Origin of the sequence: Bacteroides sp. L008 (assembly GCF_040812255.1) — a bacterium.
GTDB lineage: Bacteria > Bacteroidota > Bacteroidia > Bacteroidales > Bacteroidaceae > Bacteroides > Bacteroides vicugnae.
On the sequence record NZ_JBFNXO010000001.1, the window covers coordinates 815168 to 840294 of the forward strand.

22 protein-coding genes are annotated in these 25127 nt (G+C 44.5%); 6 read left to right on the forward strand and 16 right to left on the reverse strand.

Annotated features, from left to right (window positions below; all coding sequences use genetic code 11):
- Window positions 1-97 precede the first annotated feature (97 nt).
- The 10 genes from AB3G73_RS03365 to AB3G73_RS03410 all read right to left on the reverse strand — a co-directional run bounded on the left by AB3G73_RS03365 (window position 98) and on the right by AB3G73_RS03410 (window position 12972).
- Window positions 98-1198, reverse strand: coding sequence for an endonuclease/exonuclease/phosphatase family protein (locus AB3G73_RS03365; protein ID WP_367742783.1), 1101 nt, complete (start codon window positions 1196-1198; stop codon window positions 98-100).
- Window positions 1199-1275: 77 nt separating this feature from the next.
- Entirely contained in the window at window positions 1276-3897 is a 2622-nt protein-coding gene (locus tag AB3G73_RS03370; protein ID WP_297284571.1) for an ATP-binding protein, read from the reverse strand.
- A 20-nt stretch (window positions 3898-3917) separates the two neighbouring features.
- Entirely contained in the window at window positions 3918-5132 is a 1215-nt protein-coding gene (locus tag AB3G73_RS03375; RefSeq protein ID WP_320996049.1) for a glycosyltransferase family 2 protein, read from the reverse strand.
- 64 nt (window positions 5133-5196) lie between these two features.
- Window positions 5197-6690: a hypothetical protein gene (locus tag AB3G73_RS03380; protein WP_320978459.1), complete on the reverse strand. Its 1494-nt coding sequence runs from the start codon at window positions 6688-6690 to the stop codon at window positions 5197-5199.
- Window positions 6691-6750: 60 nt separating this feature from the next.
- On the reverse strand, window positions 6751-7605 hold the full coding sequence (locus AB3G73_RS03385) for a glycosyltransferase family A protein (RefSeq protein WP_217722271.1): 855 nt from the start codon (window positions 7603-7605) through the stop codon (window positions 6751-6753).
- Between the two features lie 14 nt (window positions 7606-7619).
- On the reverse strand, window positions 7620-8777 hold the full coding sequence (locus AB3G73_RS03390) for a glycosyltransferase family 4 protein (RefSeq protein ID WP_217722269.1): 1158 nt from the start codon (window positions 8775-8777) through the stop codon (window positions 7620-7622).
- A 49-nt stretch (window positions 8778-8826) separates the two neighbouring features.
- Window positions 8827-9954, reverse strand: coding sequence for a glycosyltransferase (locus tag AB3G73_RS03395; RefSeq protein WP_217722267.1), 1128 nt, complete (start codon window positions 9952-9954; stop codon window positions 8827-8829).
- Between the two features lie 26 nt (window positions 9955-9980).
- Window positions 9981-11453, reverse strand: a complete 1473-nt coding sequence (locus tag AB3G73_RS03400) for a lipopolysaccharide biosynthesis protein (RefSeq protein WP_217722266.1) — start codon at window positions 11451-11453, stop codon at window positions 9981-9983.
- A complete protein-coding gene (locus tag AB3G73_RS03405; protein ID WP_217722264.1) occupies window positions 11446-12558 on the reverse strand; it encodes a glycosyltransferase family 1 protein in 1113 nt (370 codons plus the stop codon). The genes AB3G73_RS03400 and AB3G73_RS03405 overlap by 8 nt, the downstream gene beginning before the upstream one ends.
- Before the next feature lie 75 nt (window positions 12559-12633).
- A complete protein-coding gene (locus tag AB3G73_RS03410) occupies window positions 12634-12972 on the reverse strand; it encodes a hypothetical protein (RefSeq protein ID WP_148367282.1) in 339 nt (112 codons plus the stop codon).
- Between the two features lie 152 nt (window positions 12973-13124).
- On the opposite strand from AB3G73_RS03410, the gene AB3G73_RS03415 reads away from it, so the two are divergent.
- From AB3G73_RS03415 to AB3G73_RS03425, 3 genes are read left to right on the forward strand one after another with little or no spacing between them, the layout of a single operon-like run.
- A complete protein-coding gene (locus tag AB3G73_RS03415; RefSeq protein WP_148367280.1) occupies window positions 13125-14093 on the forward strand; it encodes a DUF4373 domain-containing protein in 969 nt (322 codons plus the stop codon).
- Window positions 14081-14233 carry a hypothetical protein gene (locus AB3G73_RS03420; RefSeq protein WP_258980441.1) on the forward strand — a complete coding sequence of 51 codons (153 nt, stop codon included), beginning with the start codon at window positions 14081-14083 and terminating at the stop codon, window positions 14231-14233. The genes AB3G73_RS03415 and AB3G73_RS03420 overlap by 13 nt, the downstream gene beginning before the upstream one ends.
- A 19-nt stretch (window positions 14234-14252) precedes the next feature.
- Window positions 14253-16055 carry a bifunctional DNA primase/helicase gene (locus tag AB3G73_RS03425; protein ID WP_148367276.1) on the forward strand — a complete coding sequence of 601 codons (1803 nt, stop codon included), beginning with the start codon at window positions 14253-14255 and terminating at the stop codon, window positions 16053-16055.
- A gap of 157 nt (window positions 16056-16212) precedes the next feature.
- Here the strand turns inward: AB3G73_RS03425 and AB3G73_RS03430 are convergent, their stop codons facing one another.
- Complete coding sequence (locus tag AB3G73_RS03430) at window positions 16213-16470, reverse strand: DUF4248 domain-containing protein (protein ID WP_004311607.1); 258 nt, start codon at window positions 16468-16470, stop codon at window positions 16213-16215.
- A 292-nt stretch (window positions 16471-16762) separates the two neighbouring features.
- Here AB3G73_RS03430 and AB3G73_RS03435 point away from each other — a divergent pair, with 292 nt between their 5' ends.
- Genes AB3G73_RS03435 through AB3G73_RS03445 form a run of 3 tightly spaced genes read left to right on the forward strand, consistent with a single transcriptional unit; the run spans window position 16763 to window position 18103 of the window.
- The gene (locus AB3G73_RS03435; RefSeq protein WP_117933107.1) at window positions 16763-17287 is read left to right on the forward strand and encodes an HU family DNA-binding protein; all 525 of its coding nucleotides are present in this window, start codon (window positions 16763-16765) and stop codon (window positions 17285-17287) included.
- Between the two features lie 56 nt (window positions 17288-17343).
- Window positions 17344-17649, forward strand: coding sequence for a hypothetical protein (locus AB3G73_RS03440; RefSeq protein WP_032852146.1), 306 nt, complete (start codon window positions 17344-17346; stop codon window positions 17647-17649).
- A gap of 4 nt (window positions 17650-17653) precedes the next feature.
- Window positions 17654-18103 carry an N-acetylmuramoyl-L-alanine amidase gene (locus AB3G73_RS03445; protein WP_258980444.1) on the forward strand — a complete coding sequence of 150 codons (450 nt, stop codon included), beginning with the start codon at window positions 17654-17656 and terminating at the stop codon, window positions 18101-18103.
- A gap of 94 nt (window positions 18104-18197) precedes the next feature.
- On the opposite strand, the gene AB3G73_RS03450 is transcribed toward AB3G73_RS03445, so the two are convergent.
- The 5 genes from AB3G73_RS03450 to AB3G73_RS03470 form a co-directional block, all read right to left on the reverse strand.
- Complete coding sequence (locus tag AB3G73_RS03450; protein ID WP_367742791.1) at window positions 18198-19340, reverse strand: glycosyltransferase family 4 protein; 1143 nt, start codon at window positions 19338-19340, stop codon at window positions 18198-18200.
- Window positions 19341-19450: 110 nt separating this feature from the next.
- Window positions 19451-20644 (reverse strand): glycosyltransferase family 2 protein, encoded by a 1194-nt coding sequence (locus tag AB3G73_RS03455; RefSeq protein ID WP_148367266.1) that lies wholly within the window; start codon window positions 20642-20644, stop codon window positions 19451-19453.
- 27 nt (window positions 20645-20671) lie between these two features.
- Entirely contained in the window at window positions 20672-21598 is a 927-nt protein-coding gene (locus AB3G73_RS03460) for a glycosyltransferase family 2 protein (RefSeq protein WP_148367264.1), read from the reverse strand.
- Window positions 21595-22908, reverse strand: a complete 1314-nt coding sequence (locus AB3G73_RS03465; RefSeq protein ID WP_367742793.1) for an O-antigen ligase family protein — start codon at window positions 22906-22908, stop codon at window positions 21595-21597. Before AB3G73_RS03465 ends, AB3G73_RS03460 begins: the two co-directional genes overlap by 4 nt.
- Window positions 22898-25123: a hypothetical protein gene (locus AB3G73_RS03470; RefSeq protein WP_217722252.1), complete on the reverse strand. Its 2226-nt coding sequence runs from the start codon at window positions 25121-25123 to the stop codon at window positions 22898-22900. Before AB3G73_RS03470 ends, AB3G73_RS03465 begins: the two co-directional genes overlap by 11 nt.
- Window positions 25124-25127: the final 4 nt, after the last annotated feature.

A 25127-nucleotide genomic window follows, 5' to 3' on the forward strand; every position in this document is an offset into this window, starting at 1 on the left:
TTATATACTTAGGGACATATTACAGAATATTCATAATTATATAGTAATCCCTTATCAACTTAGTTTTTAATATAACAGGTTAAAGCAGGAAGATAAATTATAACTTCACCCTCATCACCACCGGATTATGATCGCTATAATTAAGATCCGGAGAGAAGTAATCCGTACTATTCAGTTCCGGTGAATGGAGAATATAGTCGATTCTTAACAGATGCTTGAAAAACTTGAAAGTATACATATACCCATGACCGCTCATCTGAAAACCATCCTGCAACTTATCACCTTTTACAGTGTGATAAACATACGAAGACGGCAGAGAGTTAAAGTCACCGCAGACGATAGTAGGATAGGGGGAGGCAGCTATCAGTTGTTTTAGGATATCAGCTTGTGCGGCACGTTTCCGGAAATTCTCATGCAATCCGTCAATCAATCCCACAGCAGCACGTTCCACCCTTTGAGAATCATCCGTGCGGAGTCCCTTTTCCAGTTTGCGCTTGTTTTGGCTCACTTCCGTTGTTTGGAGATGATTGTTGAACAGGCGGATGGTGCGGTCACTGACTTCAATGTCACACCAGAGACTGCAATTTTTCGAATCAGGATAGACGATAAGATTCTCCTCCTTGATGGGGTAGCGGCTGAAAACAGCCAGCTGCAACAAATGTTTTCCCTCGGGAGAAATAGGAATAAAATGATACGGCCAATCAGAAAGAACCGCAGCTATACTGTCTACACCAAACTCATCGTTAATGCCAAACTCCTGAAAACAGAGAATATCTGCTTGCAGATTTCTCATGTAAGAGGCTATCTCTTTGCATGAATAACCGGTATGCTCATGATTAAAAGCATCAACGTTGTAAGTAGCAACAGTTAGAATACCAGGAGTATACGCGTTCATTTTGACCATTGGAGCCGAAGCCGGGCTGAAAAAAGGAGATTGAATCACACAACTAATATAGCTCCAGTTACTAAATATAGCAATCAGAGGGATGAAAACCCAACACCGCCAACGGATCGTCCAGTAAATGACAGAAGCAAGATTAGCCAACAAAAGTATCGGTAATATCAAACCGATGAAAGGCATAAATTTGAAACTATCCGGTGCGGTATTACCGACGAAGGCACCCGCAATGGTAACTCCTGCCAAAATACTGGTCAGCACGATGGATATGTAATAAAACAGTCTGTAAAAGGCTTTCATCTAATCTGAATTATTGGGTAATTATATCACTATTAAATCGTTTTCTATATAATATGTACTCTACAATATGTGCCTTTTTACGGAGGCGACAGCCATTTATGAATCATAGCTTTCAGCTTATCATCCACTATCGGTTTAGCTATAAAATCGTTGCATCCGGCCTCCTTCGCCGCTTTCCGGTCCTGCTCATAGGCAAAGGCACTTTGAGCAATGATAGGCACAGTGGCAGACAGCTCCCGAATGATCTTCGTAGCCTCCAATCCATCCAAATTCGGCATCTTGATATCCATCAGGATAAGATCAGGTTTCACCTCATCGAACATCGTGACAACCTCCATTCCGTCATGTGCACGTATAATCCGGTGCTCCTTACCTAAGATAGCCTCCAATAAATCAAAGTTACTGTCCGTATCTTCGGCAACCAAAATACAGGCATGCCGTGTATTTGCAGCACTGCTCATACCTTCACTCGTCTCATCACCATTCTTTTTCTCCGAATCTACGCTCACAGATTCTGCAACCGTATACGGCAGAGTAAATGTAAACGTCGTTCCCTTACCAAATTCGGAGCTGACGGAAATCTTGCCCCCGAGACGCTCAACGATAGATTTACAGATAGATAATCCCAATCCAGTGCCCTGTGCATGATTGTTCAGCTTGGCAAAACGTTCGAACACACGTCCCACTTTCTCCGGTTCAATTCCCGTTCCTGTATCCGTTACGTGGAAAACAATCTGGTTATCCACCAGCTTGTAACCATAACAGATACTTCCTTCTTTCGTAAACTTAACAGCATTCCCAATCAGATTCGAAATCACCTGGAACACCCGGTTCTTGTCCGTTTCAATCACCAGACTCTCGTCCGAAGGCTCATAGACAAGACTCACTCCCTGCGGAGTACGGAATATATGCGCATCGTGCACTTCCCGGCAGAGATTATGTAGACTGGCAGGTCCGAAAGAAAACTCAATAGTCCCCGATTCAATCTTCGAGAGATCGAGAATCTCGTTGATGAGTTGCAAAAGACGCTCGTTGTTCGCGTTTACGATGTTGTAGTACGTCTTTCGTTCTTCCGCATCATCACTTTCGGCAATGAGATGCGAGAACCCCACAATAGCATTCAGCGGAGTACGTATCTCATGACTCATATTGGCAAGGAAAGCCGATTTCAAACTATCAGACATTTCCGCTTTTTCCTTCGAAGACAGTAGCTCCCGCTTCATCATTTCCAGTTCCGTGACATCCCATTCGATACTGACGATCATAGGCGAAGACAATTCGTCTCCGTCCACCCGGATCTTCCGCTTGTCGAGGATAATCAGGTTTCCGTTCCGGTCCTTTCCTTCCACCGTCCAGTGCATACCTTTTCCGCTGGTGGCCACTTGAATATCCTCCTGTCTCTTCTTCTCGGCCACGATAGGCGGATAGAAATCGAAGTCATTCTTGCCGACAGGATCGTTCTTGTAAAGATCACGGTTGTAAGCCTCCCGATTCCGGTAAATGTACCGGAAATCATTATTGATCTCCTTCACAACAATCCCCGCGGGGAGATTGTTGATCGTCGTATCCATGATTTGGTTCAGCCGTTTGATTTGGGCCTCATACCGGATCCGTTCGGAAATATCATGGGCAAACGACCAGTAACTCTCTTCACCGGAATCATTGGTAACGTTGTACATTGTACATTCGTAAGCCAATATCTCTCTATTGATTTTCGACGGATGGTGAGCCATAAAGTTACTGCTGCCACCATGTATGACATCTTTGCAGCGTTTGTCCCAAGCCTCTTGCGTAGGCATATCTGCGGCGATGTTGTAGATTTTCAACTGACTGATATCCTCACTTTCGGGAATACCATGATTGTGCAGGAAACGACGGTTGGCGAAGATGATCGTGCCATCGGGCTTGGCGGCAAAGATACTTTCTTTGGCATTGTTGATAGCGTGCGTCAGCGTGTTGATGTCATTTCGGCGATGCTGTATGTCCGTGATGTTCTGAATATACCCTTCGATGTTGAAACTACCGTCGGAGCACTCTTCACGCAGATAAGTCTGGATACGCATATAGAAGATTTCCCCGTTCAGACGCACACGATAGCTGATGCTCTCCATGTTGAGTTCCTTCCCGTTCATGCGACACCATTCCCTGAAACTCTGACGGTCTTCTTCTACAATCAGCTCCACATATTTTTCAATGGCGAGATTCTGCACACTTTCCTCACACAAAACGCCTGTATAACCCAAATAATGGAAAACGTTCTGATTCGTATTATATGTCCATTGTCCTATCTGGGCAACCTTCTGGATGGCCCTTAGAGTAAGATTCGCCTGCTCCAACTGACGTTTCACGTTACTTCTTTGCGTGATGTCACGATATTGGCAAAGCACCATGCCGTCATACGGAAACATGAGACATTTGAAGTAGAAAATTTCGTCATTCAGTACCAGCTTGAAGTTCTTGCTGATGCTTCGCTGCTCTTCGAGTACAATCTGAAAGATGGGTATCACCCTCTCTCTTGTATATTCCGGTAAAAGCTCAAATACATTTTTTCCTAAAAGTATATCCTCTTGCAGAAACCATAGATCACAATGAGGCTCAATGTCTACGCAGACGCCATGTCTGTCAACCAATAGCATTGTATCTGCCGTCAGTTTCAATATTCTTTGTGCGTTATTCGCATCATGTAATATTCTGTCCATGTCTGTTTTTTTATTTGTTCTTACTTTTCGGCACGCCTCGCCTTCTCCCAAGCTCCGCTTCCTTTTTTCTTCTTGAGATAGCGAATGCCTTTCAGCACATTGATATTCATGAATAAAAAGTAGTAGGGGATAAAGAGCAACTTGTTTTTTATCTGTTTCGTAGATAGGTAATATCCCCCATATCCTAACCCGTAAAAAAGAACCTGCATGGCAAGCAGCACTCCGTAAAAGATCGTGGAACCGCCTAACAGCAGAATCGCAATATTCAGTGGGAGGAGGGCAAACAACAGGAACGGAGTAATAGACCATCGCAATACCCGGTGCGACGTATATTGAAAGCTAAGTATCCCGTAACGGAAAGGATTCAGCAACGGACGAAGCCGCCAGATAGACTGCAATCCTCCCGCAGCGATGCGCACTTTCCGTTTTTCTTCTTCTCGCATATCTGCCGAACCACTTTCGATGGCATAAGCATTCGTACAATAAGCGATGGTGTAACCTTTCATTGTGATCCGGAGTGAAAGAATAAAATCGTCGAGCAACGTATCCGGTTCCATCGCTTCGAATAGCTCGTTACGCACGGCAAACAGTTCGCCTGCTGCTCCTACGGCAGAGTAGAGTCGTGCATCAAGTGCTTTCAGGGTTGATTCATATTTCCAGTAAATACCTTCACCACCGGCAGCCGCCCCGTCTTTGGTTTGCACGGCAATCCGTTTTTCACCAGCCACGCAGCCCACTTTCGGATCCTGAAAAGCAAGCACGATTTCCCGTATGGCCTCCCGGTTCACCATCGTGTTGGCATCCGTAAAGACAACGAGCGGAGTGTCCACTAACGTCATTCCACGTGTCATTGCAGCCGTCTTACCTTGCCGGAGCGGTTGGAAATATACGGTCGCTTTTCCCTGCCAACGGGTCTGCAGTCGTTCGTTCGTACCGTCATCGCTTCCGTCCGTCACCCATACGATGTGCAGCTTGTCCGCAGGGTAATCCAGCTCAAGACTGTTTTCCATCTTTTCGTCCACTACATCTTCTTCGTTGAATGCCGTAATGAAGAGGGTAACTTCCGGCAGATCTGCGTCCGATGCCGGCAACGAACGCTTCACAGGCTTCACGAAAAGCTCTTTCAACTTGACAAGAATATAAAGCACAATTCCGTAGCCCAAATAGGTGTAGAACACAACGAACAGGGCAAGCCAGAAAATAATTTCAAGACAAGGGGTAATGGTTTCGTTCATAGCTATATTTGTTTATTTTTCTTGTATCGTTTACATTCAGCTCTTATTAGCCTCTTATTTCATTTTATTCAGCTCGTTTCTTCAACTCCGTCTTTTTATCCGAATCTTTCAGCATATTCACAAAGTAGTTTGCGTCCGCTTTGGCAGAAGCATTTGTCGGATTCGCTTCATATCGTTTCACGAAATTCTCGGCGTGTTCCGCCAGGTATTTCCGGCAGTCGATATTTAGCATGATACCGTTTTCGTAGTTTGCATAAGACAGGCCGGTCACGTCTTCGTTCGATTCTATACTTTCGATGTCCTCCATTCTAAGTCCCATAATATTTACAGTCACAGAAGGGTAGTAGAAGTATTCTTCTCCATCCAGTTTTAGAGTCAGCTTTTGGGTGTTGGTATCTACTGTTTCAATTTTTGGTTTGCTGTGCAATCGGTAATAATAATATTCGTAATATTCTTCTTGGCTGGTGAACCACACAGAGTCGTCGCCATCCTTTCCATACGTGTCGTTCAGCCATTCAAAGAAATTTATCCAGCCGGTGTCTGTGTTATGAATGCCGATAGAAATGGCCTCACGCTCTTTTTTATCATATTTAAGTTTTTCAAGAATGAAAGGTTTCATTATATCTAGGGCTGTCAGTGTACTTTCTTTGGGTGGTTCATGGAAAGACCTTTCAATCAAAACCTTTTTAAGATCTCCTATCTCTTTGAATGGGTATAGCTTTATACCTCCACTTTGTACACATATCGTGCTAATCTGTTCATCCTGTATGGCGGCTTTTACATACTCTTTCTCTCCATTTGGCTCTGCGAGCATTTTGCATGTGCGATTATTCAATTTTTCACGAATGATATTTTGATCGATACGAAGTTGTGCCAGTAACTTGTCTTCCACTCTATCCTCTTTCGCTAAATTCAGATCATGAAAAGCAATAGCTACTCCATAATTCGTCATTTCCTGTAAGTTGCCCCATACTAACATATCTTTTTGGGAAAAGCGGAAATCGTTTTTCGTAAATCCTTTTTGCACCCAAGTGAGAGCATTCATGGCATTCCATCCGGCAGCTACGGTGGTTCCGAAAGAAAATCTTACTTCTCGTCTGATTCCAGGTTCGATTTCCGTTCCATCTGTGCTACCTAACGTTTTGCCTAAGGAATAACAGTCGGATGGAAAATCGTCATTCTGAAGATGAGCTAAGTCGTAAAAATAATTATAAGATAGAGGTTTGCCGTTGATAGCAGCCCATGTATACGAAAAGGCTGACTGTCTACAATCATCTTGTGTCATTAGCAATAGCCACTCTTTGTTGTATTTCAGTGCAGGTATTTCCGTGGATAGATAGCCTATTAATCTGTCGGTTTTCAGATGAATGGTAATTTCGACCTTTTTATTGATTGTCTCGTCGCCGAAAGGGTACATGAATTCTGTTTTGTTGATGAGATCCTGTCTTGGTATGTCATCTTCGTCTTCCTTATACAGGTTCAACTTACGAATGCAACCGGACATTGCCAAGCTGATGATTAATAATAAAACGATATTAATATTGAATTTCTTATTCATAAGCTTCCCATTCTTTTTCTGTGACTGTTTTTCTTTTGAGCTTTATGTGAATATCTTATTTTACTTTTTTTTTACAAGATTACTCTCTTCATCCTTATATTCCTTCTTCTTGGTAAAAAGTCCTCCGATTTCTTTCAATCTGCCGACGACACGCACCTTGAAGCTATTGAACAGAGTTCCGTCGGCTCCCACCGTTCCATACCCGGTTACGGCACGCGCACGCTTTTTCCGTACAAATGCAATCTTTCCAAATTGCTTGAGCTGTAAAGCCAGATACCCGTCTTCACCGCGGATAATATCTGTGCGGATTCCCATTTTCTTCGCATAGTCCGTCCGATAAGCAAATACCAATCCGCGCACACTTAGTTCGGGACGCTTGAAAGACTGCAACCATAAATACAAGTCGCGTGCAGCCTCGTAGATTTTCAGCCCCATCCAAGAGTGATCTTTGTCGGGAATATAACTCCAAAGCGAGCTGACAGCCACTACCCCCGGCTTTTCGAGCACATCCACCATTGTTTCCACATACTTTGGCGGATATATTGTATCAGAATCAATATTGATATGATATTTTCCACGGGCATGATTCAGACCGCAAAGACGGGCAAACCCACAACTGTGTTGCGTTTCCGTGAAATAAGGTACTCCACAGGCTTCGTAAATCTCCGCTGTGCGGTCTTTCGATTCGTTGTCCACACCAATGATTTCTACAGGATATTTACATTGCATCTCACTCAACGACCAAAGACAGGCGAGCAGATGTTTTTCCTCATTATATCCGATGAGCGATACAGTGATGAGCGGTTCGTTACTCTGCAGTCCGGCCAGATTGTGGCGTACTTCCTCGATAACCTTTTGCGGAGCTTCCGCAAAAGGTTTCTCATAAACCTGTAAATACTTAGAATACCATTCCATAGATATTGAATGCTTTATTTGTTTTTATTAACGGGGGTAATCAGACTTTCAAATAGTTGCTTCCATTGTTCGGCAATATTTTCTATCCGGAAACGTTGGACGTTCATACGCGCCTGCTGTCCCATTTTCTTACGTATATCTTCATTCTCTATTAAAAAAGAGATTTTCTCTGCCAACTGTTTGATATCCCCATCTTCTACCAGCAAGCCATCTTTTCCGTCGCTGATAATATCCCGCGGACCGCAGGGACAGGTGAATGATACGGGTGGTACACCACATGCCATTGCTTCTATAATGACCATTCCAAACCCTTCGAAACGTGATGAAAGGGCAAAAATTGAACTTTCACAGTACTTTTCAACAATATTGGAAACAGTAGGTTCTAATATACAACTGGCAGTAATTTCTAAAGAGTCAATCTGCTGTTGCAGTTGCTCACGCATACCATCTCCGTAGATACGTAATATCCAGTCCGGATGCTTTCTGGCAACAAGTTGCCAGGCTGATATCAGGCGGTCGAATCCTTTCTGTGGAACATATCGTCCTACTGCTATTACCTGCTTATGACTATTGTCAGAGATTTGATCGGGAAAAAAAGGAAGAGGGTTATGAATCACTTCAACATTATCCAGTTCTGTCCATTCCCGGGCATCCTCGTGACTCAATACGATGAAACGTTTCAGCTGGCGAAGCTGCCGGTATAATTGCGCTCTCCAATAATTGCTTACGATTGTCTGTAAGAATGCTGGCAAACGACTGTTGCTCAAATCCCGGTAATTAGATTTATTAAAGTGTATTTCACCTAGCTTCAGGCTACCGTCCGTCATTTGGTTGATGAAATTGATGTCACGGCGGAGCAGGGAGATGGTGATGTCCGGACGAATCTGGTGCAGACATTCGTTGAGTTTCTTTTTTAACCGTTCCTGTTTAGCGATATATTTGGGTAGTTTTTTATAGAATGACATTCCGTTCAATTCATCATAATCAATATCGAGCTGATGAAGAGTGATGGACGGATGCAGTTCGTAATACGGTTTTTTGCCTTTTCCGTCTGTTAGGATAATGCGTATATCATAACCAAATACTTCGGCAAAATAATTTGCTTTCAGTGTCAATACCCGTTCCATACCGCTAGGGTAGTAGAGGGCGGGGATGCAATAGGCTATTTTCATGTTTATCAGAATATTGTTTGTTAGTATTTGTTTATTTGTTAGTATTTGTTTATTTGTCTATTGTCTTTATTGCGTCGATCACTTTTTGCATCTGCGCCCTCCATGATAGCGGGCAGACCGATTCTCGTATCTCGACCGGTGTCATTTTCAGGGTCTTCCGGAAGTCAATCAGTCTCTGAATATCCACCGGAGATTCGTCGGGAGTCACCTTCCACACATACGGCATGTGGTCGAAGTCCTCGTCGATTTCCGAATAAGTGAACGCGAAGCCACGTGCGGCATATTCGCGATTTTTCAACGTTTTTATATATGTAATTCCGCTGCGGTGGCGTCCTAGGCTGCCAATGGCAAAATCGGCTTTTTCGAACATCGCATCCAGTTCGTCGCCATGCAAAGGACCATGCAGAATAACATACGGTTCCAGATGATTGTCACGGACGATAGGCAAGATGCTCGCCCGTTCGCGTTCGCCGGACAGCGGGCCTACAATATGGAAATATACTTTGTATTCCGGATTGCTGCGGTAATAATTTGCCAATCCGCACACAAGGCGGTCGAATCCGTGCCAATAGTGCACTTCCGCCACTCCGATCAAGTGCAACTCTTTCGAAGTGTCATTCTGCTGTTGTTTCATCGGGATTGCTTCAAAATCAATTCCGTTGGAGATGCGTATGGTGTTTCCGCCAAAAATTTCTTTTGCATTGGAGAAAGTTATAATACCGTCCAGAGCTTTTGCGAGCTGATGGCGGAAGCAGCGGTCGATAGTTAGATAAAGTTTTGTTGAACGGGTGACATACTCCTGATCGTAAGGATAAGTGGGTATTTCCATCACCACTTTTGCACCTATATGTTTCAGCGATTTCACTAGTCGCAGGGTGAACGGGCTGGCATTGTGGAAAGAGCGTATATATACAAAGTCGATTTCTTCGCAGCGTGCATAGTCAACAATAGGAGAGTAGTAGACACGTTTCCATACCTTTGCAGCAAAACCTGTGCCGAAATCGGCGATCACTTCGTCATCTACTATCCAACGCCGTTTGCCATAAGAGGTCACATCATAATAACACAAGCGAACATCCATTCCACATTCTTTGAGTGCTTTCACCTGATAATGTATCTTCTTGCTAATTCCGTTAGCCTCATTGAAGCCATGAAATATAAGGAAAAGAGCTTTCATTCTTTTTTTCTGTATTCAATAGTTGTTTATTCTGTTTTTTCTTTCTTAAACTGTTTTTTTCTTAACGACTGCACTTTACCGATAATGTCATACTCATGCGTCATCTGTATATAAATGCCAAAGATAATAAAACTAACGATACTTTTAGCAATAATTGTCACAAAAATGTTCATCTCTTCCAGCGCATACTGCATTGGAATGAGGGCTAATGCTATCAAAATGCTAATTACCAACGGAGAAATAAGCTGACGGATGAATGTCCAGGCACTTTGCCGGAAGGTCACCCGGTACATCTGCCAATAACATTGTATGAAGTTGATGGTGAATGTCACTACGATGCAACTGGCCACTGCCGTTAGCGTTCTGAAATGGAAGATGCCGAGCAAGATGCCCGCTACGTTGAACGAGGACGAAAACACTCCGCACACAAACAAACTTCGTGTATCGCCTGCCGCCTGAAAGATGGAGCCGGACGAAGAGAGTATAATCTGAATCCCTACGGAGAGCGACAGTATCCGGAACACGGGTACGGACGGCATCCATTGATCGCCGAAAATAATAAGCGTCACTTCCTCTGCCGTGAAGAAAAGCAGCACGCTAAGCGGCAGACCGATAAAGGCGAGGAAACGGACGATACGTTCGTAGGAACTCAACAGCTTTCCCTTGTCATTCTGGAAATCGCTGAAAATAGGGTGCATCACCGGAGTGATTACCTGCGTGATATTCTGCAAGGGCAACATCATCAAGCGATACGATTTTTCGTAATATCCCAGATCGGACATACTCATATATTTACCAATCAGCAGTTTGTCCAGATTGCGGCTGAAATAGTTGATGACATTGAACAGGAATTGATAGGCGGAATAGGAAAATATCTTCCGGAGCACCGTCAATCCCAGAGTGAAACGCAACCGTTGCGGGTAACGCTGAAAGGAAATCACGAATATCAGTACGCTGGATACGATTGGATTTATAATTAATGCGTACAGTCCCGCTCCGCAGAAGGCGGCGGTTACCGCGGCTGCGCCTGCCGAAATCTGGATGATGAAGCTACGGATGGCAATGAATTTAAATTCTTTGTTCCGGTAGAACATGGCTCCCGGCACGATGGTGGCGGAGGCAAAGAACAGGTTGACGGATAGCAGTTGGCACAGGACGCGCAGGGTGTCGCTTTGGTAGTAATCGGCGATGATCCACGAAGAAGCGAAAAACAGGATGCTGATTCCGATACCTGTCCATATGGTAAATGAGAAGATGTTTGACAAATCATCTTTAGTCAGTGATTTGTGCTGCACGATGGCGGGAGACACTCCCATGTCGGTGAGAAGGTTGAAGAAGGCGATGATTACGGTGGCAACAGCTACGATGCCGAAGTCGTCCGGTGATAGCAGACGGGCCAGAATTCCTGCCACGACAAGGGATATGACGACGCCACTGTATTTGGCCAGTGCTGTGTAAAACACCCCCGAAAATAGTTGACTCTTAATGTTGTTAGCCATTGCTTGCTTGTTTATATGTTTGCGCGTATGCTTGTCCCACTTTGCGGATGCTCATGTTTTCCATACCGTACGCATAATTCACTTCCCCTTGTCCCCATGTGGCAAGCCGACGGGCTTCTTTGAGTGCTCGCAGGATGTCTTGCTTGTTGTCGGGATCGAAAGTCGGGTTACCGGTTTCGGAGAGCAGTTCACCGATGTTTCCTACTTTAGGACCCATTACCACTTTGTGGTAGAGGAAGCCAAGGGGGACATTGCCGGAGTTCAGAATATCTTTCCGTTGTATGAATATCACGTCTGAAGCAGCGATGTAATAAGGCAGGTCGCAGTTGTCTATCAGTTCATCATTGGCTCCGGCTTGTAAGTTGAACATACGGTTGAGTAATGGTATGGCGAGATAATATCCTATTCTTGAAGCCCATCGCTTGAGGATATTTCTGCCATAGCTGTTGTATCTGGAAAAAGGGTAGAATCGGGGAGCTAACAGCAGTTTGTTTTTTTTATTCCATTTGCAGAACACTCCGAGCACCATGCGTATTTCTTCCCAGTTGCGGAACTTCCCGAAGGCGGTGACGATGAATGCTTCTTGTGGCAGGTTCAGATATTGGCGCGCGCGCTCTATGCTGATATCTTCCTTGTAGGTATATTGGTAGATGTGGTGCGGGATGATGACATTCCGGCTGTCAGGATATTTTTGCATGAATTCCGTCTGGCTGTAATGTCCCATGTGTACCACGATGTCACTTTCCGATTCGATGATGTCGTAGGCCCGGCTGATGATATCATTTGCATAGTGGGGGCGGATGTTGTGCCGTGTGTATATGAAATGAGTCCCCCGCGAGCGGAAAAAGGCAATACGTTCTTTCAGTCGGCGGATGACGTCGGGGTCTTCGCATGTCCATCCCACTACCTCCTCCGGCCATTGGAAATGGATGATGTCATAAGTCGTGTCCGATTCCCAGAATTCTTTTTGGGAGCATCTCACATCAATTCCAGCCATTTTGATAGCATCGCATAAGATAGGAACAAATAGATTGTCGGTTTCTCCGTTTTCTCTGAAAACGATCAGTGCGTTTATTGATTGGCTGTCTGTTTCGCTATCGTTCATTTTTTGAGTTTTAAAGACTTTTATTACATCGGCAAATGTAATAAAACTTATGATAAGTTTCTTCTTTTCTGTGTTTTAATTGCTGTTTAAGTTACTATTTGAGGAACTCTGAAACAGGTCTAATGTTTTTATAAGCCGTTTTTCTTCTTGGGTATAAGGAATGTGGTTGCTTTCGATATATTGCTTGAGGAAGAGGCAAGCATGTATGAAAATGTCTGCTTTCATATAACTGGTGAAATTTATGTAACGGTAGTAGGAGGCTTCACTGATGTTGATATGCACGCATAGGTCTACTGTGGCTAGCTGTGACGTATTCAGGAGCTTTTTTATCAGCATTATTCTGTTCTGGTAATGTTCGCTTACTATTTTATTTTCTTCTATTTCTTCCAAAGTTTGGTTGCGTTTTGTATCCATATTGTTTGGGGTTATTAATAATTTTTGGCAAAGATCTGATAAAAAATATATAATCTCCCTCTCATTTTTGCGATAGCTGGAATAAAATACATTTCGCACCTTTGCGCCCCGGAAGTATTAAATGTGGAATAATGAATAAATGATGATTGAAAATGAAGAAAGATCAGTATTTCAATTTGGAGGTAAATTTGTTGAATGACGACAATATTGCCAGTATGATGTCGGAGATGAATGCTGCGGAAGCACTCGGAATTTATGTGATGTTGCTGTTGCATCTGCGCACTAAAGATGCTTACGAGGCGTCGTGCAAACCGGTTTTACTGAAGGCTATGGCCCGGCGGTATGATATGGATGAAGTGGCGGTGGAGCGGGTGCTTCGCGAATTCGATCTCTTCGAAGTGGATGAGGAACGGCAGATGTTTCGTTCTTCCTACTTGGATAGGGTGATGAAAAGCTTGGAAGAGAAGCGGAAAACGAATAGCGAAAACGGTAAAAAAGGAGGGCGTCCGAAAAAGGTGGTAGAACGTGCTGAAACGCCCGTCGATAAAGGGAGAAAAGCCAATGAAAACCAGAAGAGTAGAGAAGAGGAGAGTAAAGAAGAGGAGAGTAAAGGAAATATTTCTGTTGTAAATAATAACAGTAGTAATATAAAAAAAACGTCCCGTGTGAGCCGTTTGACGGATGAAGGCAATCATTGTCCGTTACAACCCGTGTTGCCTTGGGAAAAGTTGGTGGATCAACTTTCTACTTTCCAGTCATATATGGAGCTGGCCGGGCAACATTCCGGTTTGGGAAAGCTCTTTGTTGACCATCAAAAACTTATTCTGGAAATCTTCAAAAAACATATCCGCCTTTATGACAAGGGAGCCGGACTGCTTTTCCCGGAGGACGTGAAACGGTATTTTTCAAATTATATCGCAGCCGGTTCCGTTACTTGCCGCACGTTGAGGGAAACCTTGCTGAAAGAGCTTGAGAATACGGTCGACAAGGGTGTAAACCGCTTTGAAAGCGTCGTCGACGGGCAGCGAACGTATCTGGGACATCTCATTCCGGCTGATGCGCCGCCACGTCCCGATGCGTCGGCTGTGTGGGATGATGTGAAGAAACGATGGGCGCATTAATCCGGCAGATGGCTGGTTTCGTCCGGCAGGTGGCCGATGTTCGTCTGATAGGTAACGGAAGCTCGTCCGTCAGGTGGCAGACACTCGTCCGGCAGGTAAGTCCTCTGCGTGTGAATGATTATTTTAAACTATTTTTTTAATGAAAAAAGGAAAAAAATTATGAGAAATTTTGCCAACTATGATGTCGACATCCACGGTAAATCGAGTGGAGTCCTCAAAACGATTTGTAAAAAATGTCTTCCTACCCGGAAAAACAAGCGCGACCGTTCGCTACGTGTCAACGTCGACACGGGACATTGCCACTGTTACCATTGTGGAGCTGATTTCTATGTTCCCGATGATGTGGAAGAGCGTAAGAATGCCGAGCGTGCGGCAGCTCGCAAACGTCGTGCGGCAGCCATTCCGCAGCATTTCCAGCGTCCGGTGTTTGATGCCTCGAAAACCACGCTTTCCGAAGAAACGGAGCGTTGGCTGGTGGAGACGCGTTGCATCCCGCAGTCCGTCATAGCCGCCCTGCGCATCACCGAACAGGAGGAATTTATGCCGCAATCCGGCAAAAAGGAACGTTGCATCTGTTTCAACTACTTTGAGGGGGAGCAACTGATCAACACCAAGTTTCGTGCTCTCCCGAAACTCTTCAAAATGGTGCAGGGTGCCGAACTGATTCCCTACAACATCGACTCCATCCTGGGGCAGACTTCCTGCATCATCCACGAGGGTGAATTGGATGCTGCTTCCTCCATCGCCGCCGGATTTCAGAGTGTCATCTCCGTGCCGGCCGGAGCCAATTCGAACCTCTCCTGGCTCGACCGCTTCATGGAGACGCACTTCGAGGATCTGGAAGAAATCATCATTGCTGTCGACGCCGATTCTGCCGGAATCCGGTTGCGCAATGAACTCATCAACCGGCTGGGAGCTGAACGCTGCCGGGTGGTGACTTATGGTCCGGAGTGCAAAGATGCCAACGAGCATCTCTGTAAATATGGTATCGCCAGTCTCCGTATCGCCATCGAACAGGCAGCAGAAGTTCCGCTCGAAGGTATCTTCACCGCTGCCGACTTGCATGACGACCTGCGGGCTCTTTTCGACAATGGCTTCGGTCCCGGAGCGGAAACGGGATGGGAGGAAATGGATAAGATCTGCACGTATGAACGTGGGCGAAGTGTCTACGTCACCGGAGTTCCCGGTACAGGGAAATCCGAATGGGTGGACGAATTAGTGTTGCGTCTTTGCCTGCGGCATCAATGGAAAATCGGGTTCTTTAGCCCGGAAAATACTCCTATCGTCTATCATCTCCGCAAACTGATTGAGAAACTCACCGGACACCGTTTTCAAAACGGATGTGGCATGACGGAGGGGCTTCTTGCAAACTCGGAAAATTTTCTGACTGAAAATGTCTCTCATATCTCTCTGAAAGGTAATGTTTCTCCGGATCGTGTACTGGCCAAGGCTCATGAACTCGTTGTCCGCCGTGGCTGCCGCATCATTGTCTTCGACCCGCTCAACCGTTTTGACCACAACCCGCAGCCGGGACAGACGGAAACGCAATATATTTCCAACCTGTTGAATAAATTCACAGAATTTGCCGTGCAACATAATTGCCTGCTTGTGGTCGTAGTCCATCCTCGTAAAATGAACCGTAACCCTGTCACGGGCATTACCCCTCGTGTGGAAATGTATGACATCAACGGCTCTGCCGATTTCTATAACAAAGCGGATTACGGCATCATTGTGGAGCGCGATAAGGAGGTCGGCGTCACCCGCGTATATGTGGACAAGGTGAAATTCAAGCATCTCGGTGTCGGTGGAATGGTATCCTTCATCTACGATCCCGTAAGCGGACGATACCTGCCCTGTGAAGAATCTCATGACCCTTCTCTCTCCGTTGACCAGCGTGTCCGAAATACGATGTTCGACAACTCCTGCTGGCTACCGGAAAAAGATTTAATGGGGGATAGGTGATAAATGATAGGTGATAGTTGATAAATGATAGATGGCAGACAATAAGCAATAGACAATAGTTATGCGGGATAAGCATGTCAATAGCCAGAGCTTACCGATTATCAGCTATATGTCGCTCAATCAACTATCACCTATCATTTATCACCTATCATCTAATTTAAGGTTCTTGGAGTACTTCGACGATGAGTCTTACTTGTGCGGGAGTGTAGTATCTGCTACGTGGATTCATGCCGGTGGCCAGGAGCCGTTCTTTTAGTCCGGGTGCAGCTTCGATCCATTCGTTGAATCGGTCTACTGCGCTTTGTTGCAGGATATTGGGGAGGTACAACAAGGCAAGTTCGCCTTTCCCATAGGTGCGGTATTGGAATGTTTTTTCTTCTTCTTGTTCGGGGAGAATCTTGTTTTTTGTTTTCATTTATAGTTGTGCTTTTGGATTACTGTATTTGAAGTAAAGTTACTCATTTTTAGTGGGATAGGCAAATTTTGGGAGCAGATGTTCGGGTGTATTCATAAAAGAATTGAAAATAATAGAATACCGATTCTCGAAAACTAGGAGATAATCCTATATATTCCGGTATAATCCGTTTTAATCCGGCAGAATCCGTTGTAGTCCGTTGTAATCCGGTGGTCGCTATTCTGTTGTCGTATCTTTGTTTTACCAACAGAAAAGGAGAATGTACTTCTTTTCGTAGAAACATTTTTTTAATATGGCAACAGTTACAGTTGTGCGCTACAAGCGCAGAAAACGGCTTGGTGATGATAAATCACCGATGATGTATCTTCTCAAGCCCAAGGCTGGGGAGTCGAAAATCTATTCAATCGATTCACTGGCACAGGAAATCGAATCTATCGGCTCGCTTTCGGTGGAAGACGTGTCGCACGTTATGAAGTCCTTTGTCCGTGCGATGAAAAAAGTGCTTGTGGCGGGGAATAAGGTGAAAGTGGATGGGCTGGGTATTTTTTATACCACGCTGACCTGTCCGGGTGTGGAACAGGAAAAGGATTGTACGGTGAAAAATATCACTCGCATCAATCTTCGTTTCAAAGTCGACAACTCATTGCGCCTTGCCAATGACAGCACGGCAACTACTCGTGGAGGGGATAATAACATGATGTTCGAATTGTATACGGATAAGAAATCCGCCGCTGGGGATGGCGGTGGCGGCTCCGGTGACGACGGTGAGGGAGACGGCGGTTCCGGCGGTGGAGAAGCTCCGGATCCGGCAGCATAAACTGCTTTGATTGACTTTGTGCTCCATTTATCAATTTATCATCTCAATCTATTAAAATGTTAGATAAAATCATCGAAATCATTATGACGATTCTGCCCTTTCTGGGCAGTAGTCGCAAGAAGCGCCAGATGATGGCGCAAGAAGTGAAAGAGTTCAGCGAACTGGTGAAAGATCAATATACTTTTTTGATGCAGCAGTTGGAGAAAGTGTTGAAAGATTATTTCGACCTTAGTTCGAAAGTGAAAGAAATGCATGCGGAGATCTTTTCGTTGAGAGGACAGCTGACGCAGGCTGCGGCACTGCAGTGTAGCAGCAAAGAATGTGTGCAACGAGTACAGATGGTTGCTGAAACGGAGGGATGAGTTTATGCGAACCATCAACTTGATTGTGATCCACTGTTCCGCCTCAAGGGCGGACAGGGATTTTACGGAAGAAGATTTGGAAGTGTGCCACCGTCGGCGTGGTTTCAACGGGACGGGGTATCATTTTTATATCCGCAAAAATGGAGATATAAAGACTACCCGCAAGATTGAACGAATCGGTGCGCATGCAAAGGGATACAATGCTCATTCAATAGGTATCTGCTATGAAGGCGGACTCGACTGCCATGGTCGCCCTGCCGATACCCGCACCGAATGGCAGATTCATTCAATGCACGTATTGATCCTTACGCTCTTGCGCGATTATCCCGGCTGCCGAGTGTGCGGACATCGGGATTTGAGTCCGGACCTGAACGGAAACGGAGAGATCGAACCCGAAGAGTGGATTAAGGCTTGTCCGTGTTTTGAGGTGAAAGAATTCTGCTCAAAAATGTAATGTACTCTACAGAAAGACTTGTGACAAGTATTTATATACTCGGTCACAAGTCTTTTCTCGTTTTATCGTTTCTTAGGTTATCTTACAGTGAGTCTTACTTAGACACGGGGCATATGTTTGATAAAGAAAGTTCCTTATATATATTCAATAACGATTCTGCTGTGTTTCTCCACGAAAACATCTGGCTGCGTTTAAGCCCGTATTCTACTTGTTGCTGGTAGAATGTCTCATCATTTTCTAGTTTCAAAATTTTTGCCGTGATATCTTCGGGACTGAATGGATCAACCAATAAAGCCCCATCGCCTGCAATTTCGGGCATTGCTGAAGTATTTCCTGCAATGATTGGTGTTCCGCAAGCCATCGCCTCCAGCATCGGGATACCGAAACTTTCGCGAAGTGAGGGATATAGAAATGCGAATGCACCACCGTAGAGCGCTGCAAGGTCTGTATTCGCAATGTATCCGGGGAAGCGGAGATAACTTTTGATATCCATCATCTTTTCTTCTTCCAATATCCGGTCAATGGCATCTTCTTTAAGGTCGGCAATAAGTAATGGTAACTTCTTTGTTGATTTTTTCAAATATTCGCTGTACGCTTTCAGTACTCTCGGAGTATTCTTTTTCGGATCCGTGTTTCCCAGGAAAAACAGATATTCGTCTGCATCGATATATTTCCGGGTAATTTCCGGAGCTTTGGGCTGCAAATGGAAATGGCTGTTGAAACCGTTATATACAGACACTAATTGCTTTTTCGGCAGATGTAACGCTTCAAGAATCCGTTTCCGTTCGAACTGCGAAACGGTAATAATTTTCTCACACTTGGGGAGTATGCGCGGAACGACTAACCGGCGATAATGCCATCCCATCTCCTGATACCACGACAGGCTGGACGACTGGCGCTTTTCCAGATAGATTATATCGTGCAATGTTAGAACCAGAGGCACAGGGCAATGCAGAGGAGCCGTGTTGCTGGTGCAATGCAGCAAGTCGGGCCTGATGCTTTTTACTGCACGCGGCAGGGCTACCTGTTCCCACAATGGATAAGTAGGGCATTTTAGCTCGATGATATGTAGGTTGTCGGAACTTTCCAGACACTTGTCTTCACCGGGACTGACAAAGATGAAGTATTCATTTTCATGATCCATTTTTTGTAGTTCCCGAATTGTTTCAAGAGCGACAAAATCCATTCCATGCTTGTTGGGGCGGAAAATACGCTGGGCTTCAATGGCTATTTTCATATTCTTTCTTTTTTAGTGGTGGGGATGTTTTTCTCTTTTATATAAGTTTTTTGTTTCTAGGGAGTCTCATTTCTTTATAAATATTCTCCTGTTTCTCAAGAAAATTTTCTTTAAGAATGGTTTTCTCCATGTTCTGTATGGATAAACTTCTTATAAGCTCCTTTCAACTTGAACAAATTGCCGATGGTAGTGAGCGCCAGCATCGGGATTTTTATGACCGCTTTACCCAATTGTTTGTTAAGCAGATTTCCTGGTATGGGCAATATCATCGCTACTATCTGGGCTATGGATAATATCCACCATTTTATGGCTATCATCCATTCGTTTCCGGAATCGCCTTTCAGACTTGACCAGATACCGATGGCTGTGAAAATGAATGTCAGTCCGAAAACACCTGCCATTTGGATCAGTCTCGGAGGAAGCATCCACTGAATTATCTTGTCGCAGTAGTCAATGTTACCTTGGCGGATTGCTTTCTGTAATCCGGAAAATGAACTGCGGAGAATGCCGAATTGGGCAGCTATCCAGCGTTTTCTCTGATTGCTGATGGCTTCTTCTTTCTGCGTTTTTTCGTCATAGATTGGAATTTCCGGTAAGTAGGTGGTGTGAATGCGTTGTTGCAGAAGAAGTACTTCTAGTTCTTTGTCTTCGCCTGCTGTTTCAAGAAGTCGGACGTTTTGTCGGAACCAGTCGGCTTCAAAAGCCATTCCTGAACCGGATAATGCAGCTGAAAGTCCTAGTGCGTTGTGTCCGCTGCGGAAGATGCCATTATTGATTTCTTCGCTGATGCCATCCAGAACAGAAATGTCTGTATTCAGATTTTTGCCGGTCCGGTGGGCTTGTATGCACCGCACACCGCTATCGAATGCACGGTTTACCTCTGTCAGGAAGTTCGGGGAAGTCAGATTATCAGCGTCCATGATAACTACTACATCGTAAGGTATTCCGTCGATGGCATCCATTGCCATTGTCAGTGCTTTGGCTTTGGAGCTGTCTTTATAGTCGGCTATCAGCAGTCGGATAGGCAAGGAGCGTAAGAGTTCGTTGGTGGCAGACTGCATTTGGTCAGAGATAACGATGATATCAAACATCTCTTTCGGATACTCCTGTCCCAGGAAGCTGCGTACGGAAGAGACGATCACCCGGTCTTCCTTATAAGCCGGGAAGAGTACGACGAAACGTCGGAGGGTACGGGCTTCTGAAAATTGAGGTGCCCGGTAGAACTTGGAAGCAATGGCGTATAGCAACAGATAACATACGCAAAGCGCGAAAAGTACAAAAAGAATCCAATCGACGATATTCATAGTAGTTGGAATTTATGACACAACGTTTTATTTATCAGGTGAGACAATGCTCTTTTTATCGGATGACGGGCGAAAAAGTCCGGAGTTTATTCCATAAAATATGGCTGCCGCCAGGTCGAAACGACCTTTGAGTATGAAAGCCAGACTATTCTTTGTAGCAGCCACGGTACTCTGATAAACAATGGAGGCGATGCGGTTGAACCCTTTCAGATTGCGTCGGGCATAGAACAGACGGTTGCGTGTCAGATAATAAGTACGCAATTTACTAAGTTGTCCAGTGCTCTGGCTTTCTTTATGAAAAATGGTGCAGCGAGGATCGTACCATAGCTCATATCCGGCACGGGTCATGCTTGTGCTCCAGTCTAGTTCTTCATAGTAGAGAAAAAATATCTCGGGCATCATTCCTGCTTTTTCAATGACTTCCCGTTTGAGCATCATGGCTGCCCCATGCAGGTAAGGGGTAGAGTGGGGAGTGTCGAATGTTCCGTCGTCCGGACAATCGAAGCCCAGCATGTTATTGCGTAGCGTGATTCGTGACAAAGGGGTGAAGCCGGCAAACTGTATGTGTTGCGGTGGAAATGCAAAGCGTATCTTGGGAGATACACCTCCTATTTCCGGACGACTTTCTAATCGTTCTATTAAGCATGCGATGTTGTCGGATTCGATGTAGGTGTCATTATTGATAAGGAATATATATTTGCCTTTTGCTGCCCGGATGCCGATATTGTTTCCGCCGGAAAAACCACTGTTCTCATTGCTGCGGATAGCGACAACGGTGGGATACAGGTGGCGTATTTTAGCTGCTTCGTTTTCGTGTGAAGCATTGTCTACGACTATGATTTCATAACTTACAGAATGTACTTTTTTCTGTAGTGATTCTATCAGTTCGCATGTGTCTTTGAATCCATTGTAGCAGATTGTGATAAATGATATGTCTGGCATATTGTTTGTCACATTTGTTCGTCAGTCTTTTGAGTGGATACTAGTTCTTTTTCTTTCTCTTCTTCACTGATGCGCTTGTCTATATGAGGAGCGGCAAAACAGAGTGCGAATCCTATATATACAGTCAGTGGATTGGGATATTGCATTACGTCGTTGACATAGGCCGCAATGAAATAACCGGCATCCATACAAAGCCAGGCTGCCACTAATCCGCGCAAGCTCTTATTGCGTACTTTAAACATCAGTAGCCATGAGCACCAAGCGAATAGAATGCTATGTATACCCAGATAGAGAATGAGTCCGACAATTCCTGTTTCTACCCATACGCTGACTAGCCATGAATCCGGAGGATAAGGCATTTGCTCTTTTGATTCAAAATTTCCGGCTTTAGAAAGTCCGATACCGTATCCGATAGGTTTCTTTGCCATCAATTCTTTCATTCGCATCCTGTTATCTACACGTACGAGATATGAAGCATCTTCGGTAGGATGGAAAGAGGAGCGCATCTTGTGAATGTATTGGTTTCCGTTCCCGATGTTGGTATAATAGAAAAATACAAAAATACCGATAGATACGAATATGCCTCCCAGCAATGCTTTCCAATTCTTCGCTATGATGGTTATCATCAGCATACCACCCATAAGAACGCCCATAGCAGCGCGAGTTCCGGAGATTCCCATTCCATAAATGCCGCAGAAAGCGATTAAAAGAAAATAGATACGTTTCCATTTGGAGTCGACAAAGAATGCAGCAACGGCAAAAGTTACGGCAGACATGGCAGCGTGGACACCGTAATTGGCTGCATCAGAGAAACAGGAGAAGTAGCGGATACCCGACCAGATAATATGAGTACGTGCGCCTCCCAATGCGTGTAAAAAATAAAGGTCTTTAGCACTGAATCCATGATTCTTCTGCCAATAACCTTTTAGGGTGAATATCAAAACAAATACTGACCATATAATTAGTAGGAGTTCAATATCTTTCTTGGTACGCATCATGACTGGAACGACGAATGCGCATATCAAAGGGGTGAGAGCATAAGGTGTGAGATTGATATTCCAAGCTTCCATCACATTGTTTGGATTCAGTATCTCCAGTATATAATACAATAACCAGACAATGAAGAAATAGGTCATTATATTTTGTCCGGGCTTCCAGTTAGTGTTTTCATCGTTACTGAGCTGTATCAGACAGATAGTAGAAAACAATAAAATAAGTGCCGTTGAGAATAGGCCTATCTTGATGTTTACAAACATACTTGCTGCGATCAACATGAACTGCACAGCAAGCAGGAGGTGGAAAGTGGTTACTCTATTCGTCATCGTCCTCGTCTTCGGCTTCTTTGGCTTTTCTTCTGAAATTGAATATGATTTTTTCTGTTAATGATAACTGGCTGAAACGATAGCCGATTCTGCGCACTAATGTATAGGGTGGAAGTTGTCCCGTAAAGTCCTCTATTGCTTCACGGTTAGCATTTGTGAGGCATATGCGGAGTGGGACGTTTGCCTTATTTAGTTGCGCCATAAGTTGTTCGCAGAGTTGCTTGTCGATAGTTTTCCAACCACGATCTGCCGGGGCCACTAGAACATTTGCATTGGCATCATGTAGCAGAGTACTCGGAATGTTACTTTTTGATAATGGAGGGTAGGCGACTATCAGTATGTCCTCTCCTTGCAAAGTATAGAAATCTGTGATATTCTTTGCCAGCAGATATTGGGTAGAATCCGTATTAAAATCCTGTCCGTATATAATAAATCTTGTATTCAGCATACGGCTTTGCATATATCCGCAGATAAGGTTTCCCAATTCTTCTTTTCCGGAATCTTCACTCGTACTGAACAGGTTGATGATGAATACGCCAGGGGACCTGCGCTTAGTTAGAAAGCGGAGTAGCGAATTGCTCAATTCTTTTATGGAAAGTTGAACATAAGTCTTGGTCAGTCCGCCATAACGGGAGGACTTTGTATTGAGAACTGCTCCTATTACCTTAAATCCGGTCACTCTTTTGGTGCGACTGGCATCTCGTAAAGTTCTGTCAAGCATTTCGATTAGTAATAATAAAGCGATGATTATCAGGAAGCTTCCTATGCAAGTGGCGATAACAATCTGTTTTCGGTTGGTTGAGTTGGACCCTATCGGATAGGTAGGTTCATTGAGCACTTTCAATGTGGCGGAAGTCATTTCCAGATTTTTCTTTCTTAACAGAGCCTCGTTGTAGCTCTGCAACACGGTCAGGTAACTGCGTTCCGTGAAGTTGATGGAGCGTTCTTTTTGCTTGATGGTGGTACCTACAGGGGCAAAAAATACGTAACGTTCGTTCAATTCCTGACGGGCATTTTGCGCAATTTGTAGTTCGGCTTTGGCTTTTTCAAACAATAAAGTTTGTTCTAGCCATTGGTCGATGATATTAGTTCGGCTAGCGCCTTCTTTAGTGTATTTATGACTTACGTAGGAAGTGGATAAATCATTCAATTCTTGTTTAAGTTCGCCTAATCGTTTTTTGTCACCTGTTAGAGATTCGGTATCTTTTTGCTTGGAGTCGCTCATGGCCTCCATTTCTGAGATTTTGCCGGTGATATTGGATGCTTCTCTTAATTTGTCCACAAATTCCATATTCTTGAGCACTTGTTTGGCATTGCTATCCATGTGCTTTTCCAGCTCTTCGAGCATTGACTTGGTACTGTTGTAGGCAAAAAGTGCATCTTGTTCCCGCAGCTCGAATTCTTTACTGATGGCCGCGATTTCTTTGGTCTCATCCAGATAGTTGATGATACGTTTTTCTACGTTATATTTAGTTAGGTCCTCTTCTTCCGAATTGAGTTTTTTGCCGATGCGTTTCAACTCTTCCTCAAAGTATTTGATGACTTTGTCTGTCTCTCCGTAACGGATACGGCGGTATTCTTCCACAAATTCGTCCATCAGAATGCTTACCGTGTTGTAGGCTATGCCGGGATCGCCGGAAGTATAACTGATGTCCAGCAAGTCACTTGTGAGCCGACGTTGCACTTTGATGTTTTTCAAAGCATTGTAGCTGTAAAATGGGTGATTGTAGTAGAACATTTCATAGATATAGTTACCTTTTTTCGGACGCATATATGCTTCCAGATTGGCAACTGTTTTATCTTCGCTCGATTTGTCGATCAGCTTTAATATTTCCGGTCCATGCGGACTGTTTATTAAGTGGTTGTAGGTGTAATTGTAGCTGGATGGAGTGATTCCGTCATTGTCATTATCCGGATTTCCCTGGATAAGTACACGGGCAAATAATCGCAGGAATACTCTTTTCAGAGTGCTCTCGGCTTGCATGATACTAATCAGGTTATCCATCGAATTTTGTACTGTCGCCCAGTCTGTGCGTTTATCGCTCTCCAAGTTATATCCCGAAGCTACTCCGGTATAAAGTGTTGCTTTCACATCGTATCCACCCCGCATGTGGCGTGTGTAGTAGAAAACGAGTAATGTGAAGATAGCAGTCCCTACCAGTATCAGCCAGCGGTGGCGAAAGAGGGTTCGTATGATAGAAATGATGAAGTTCATATCT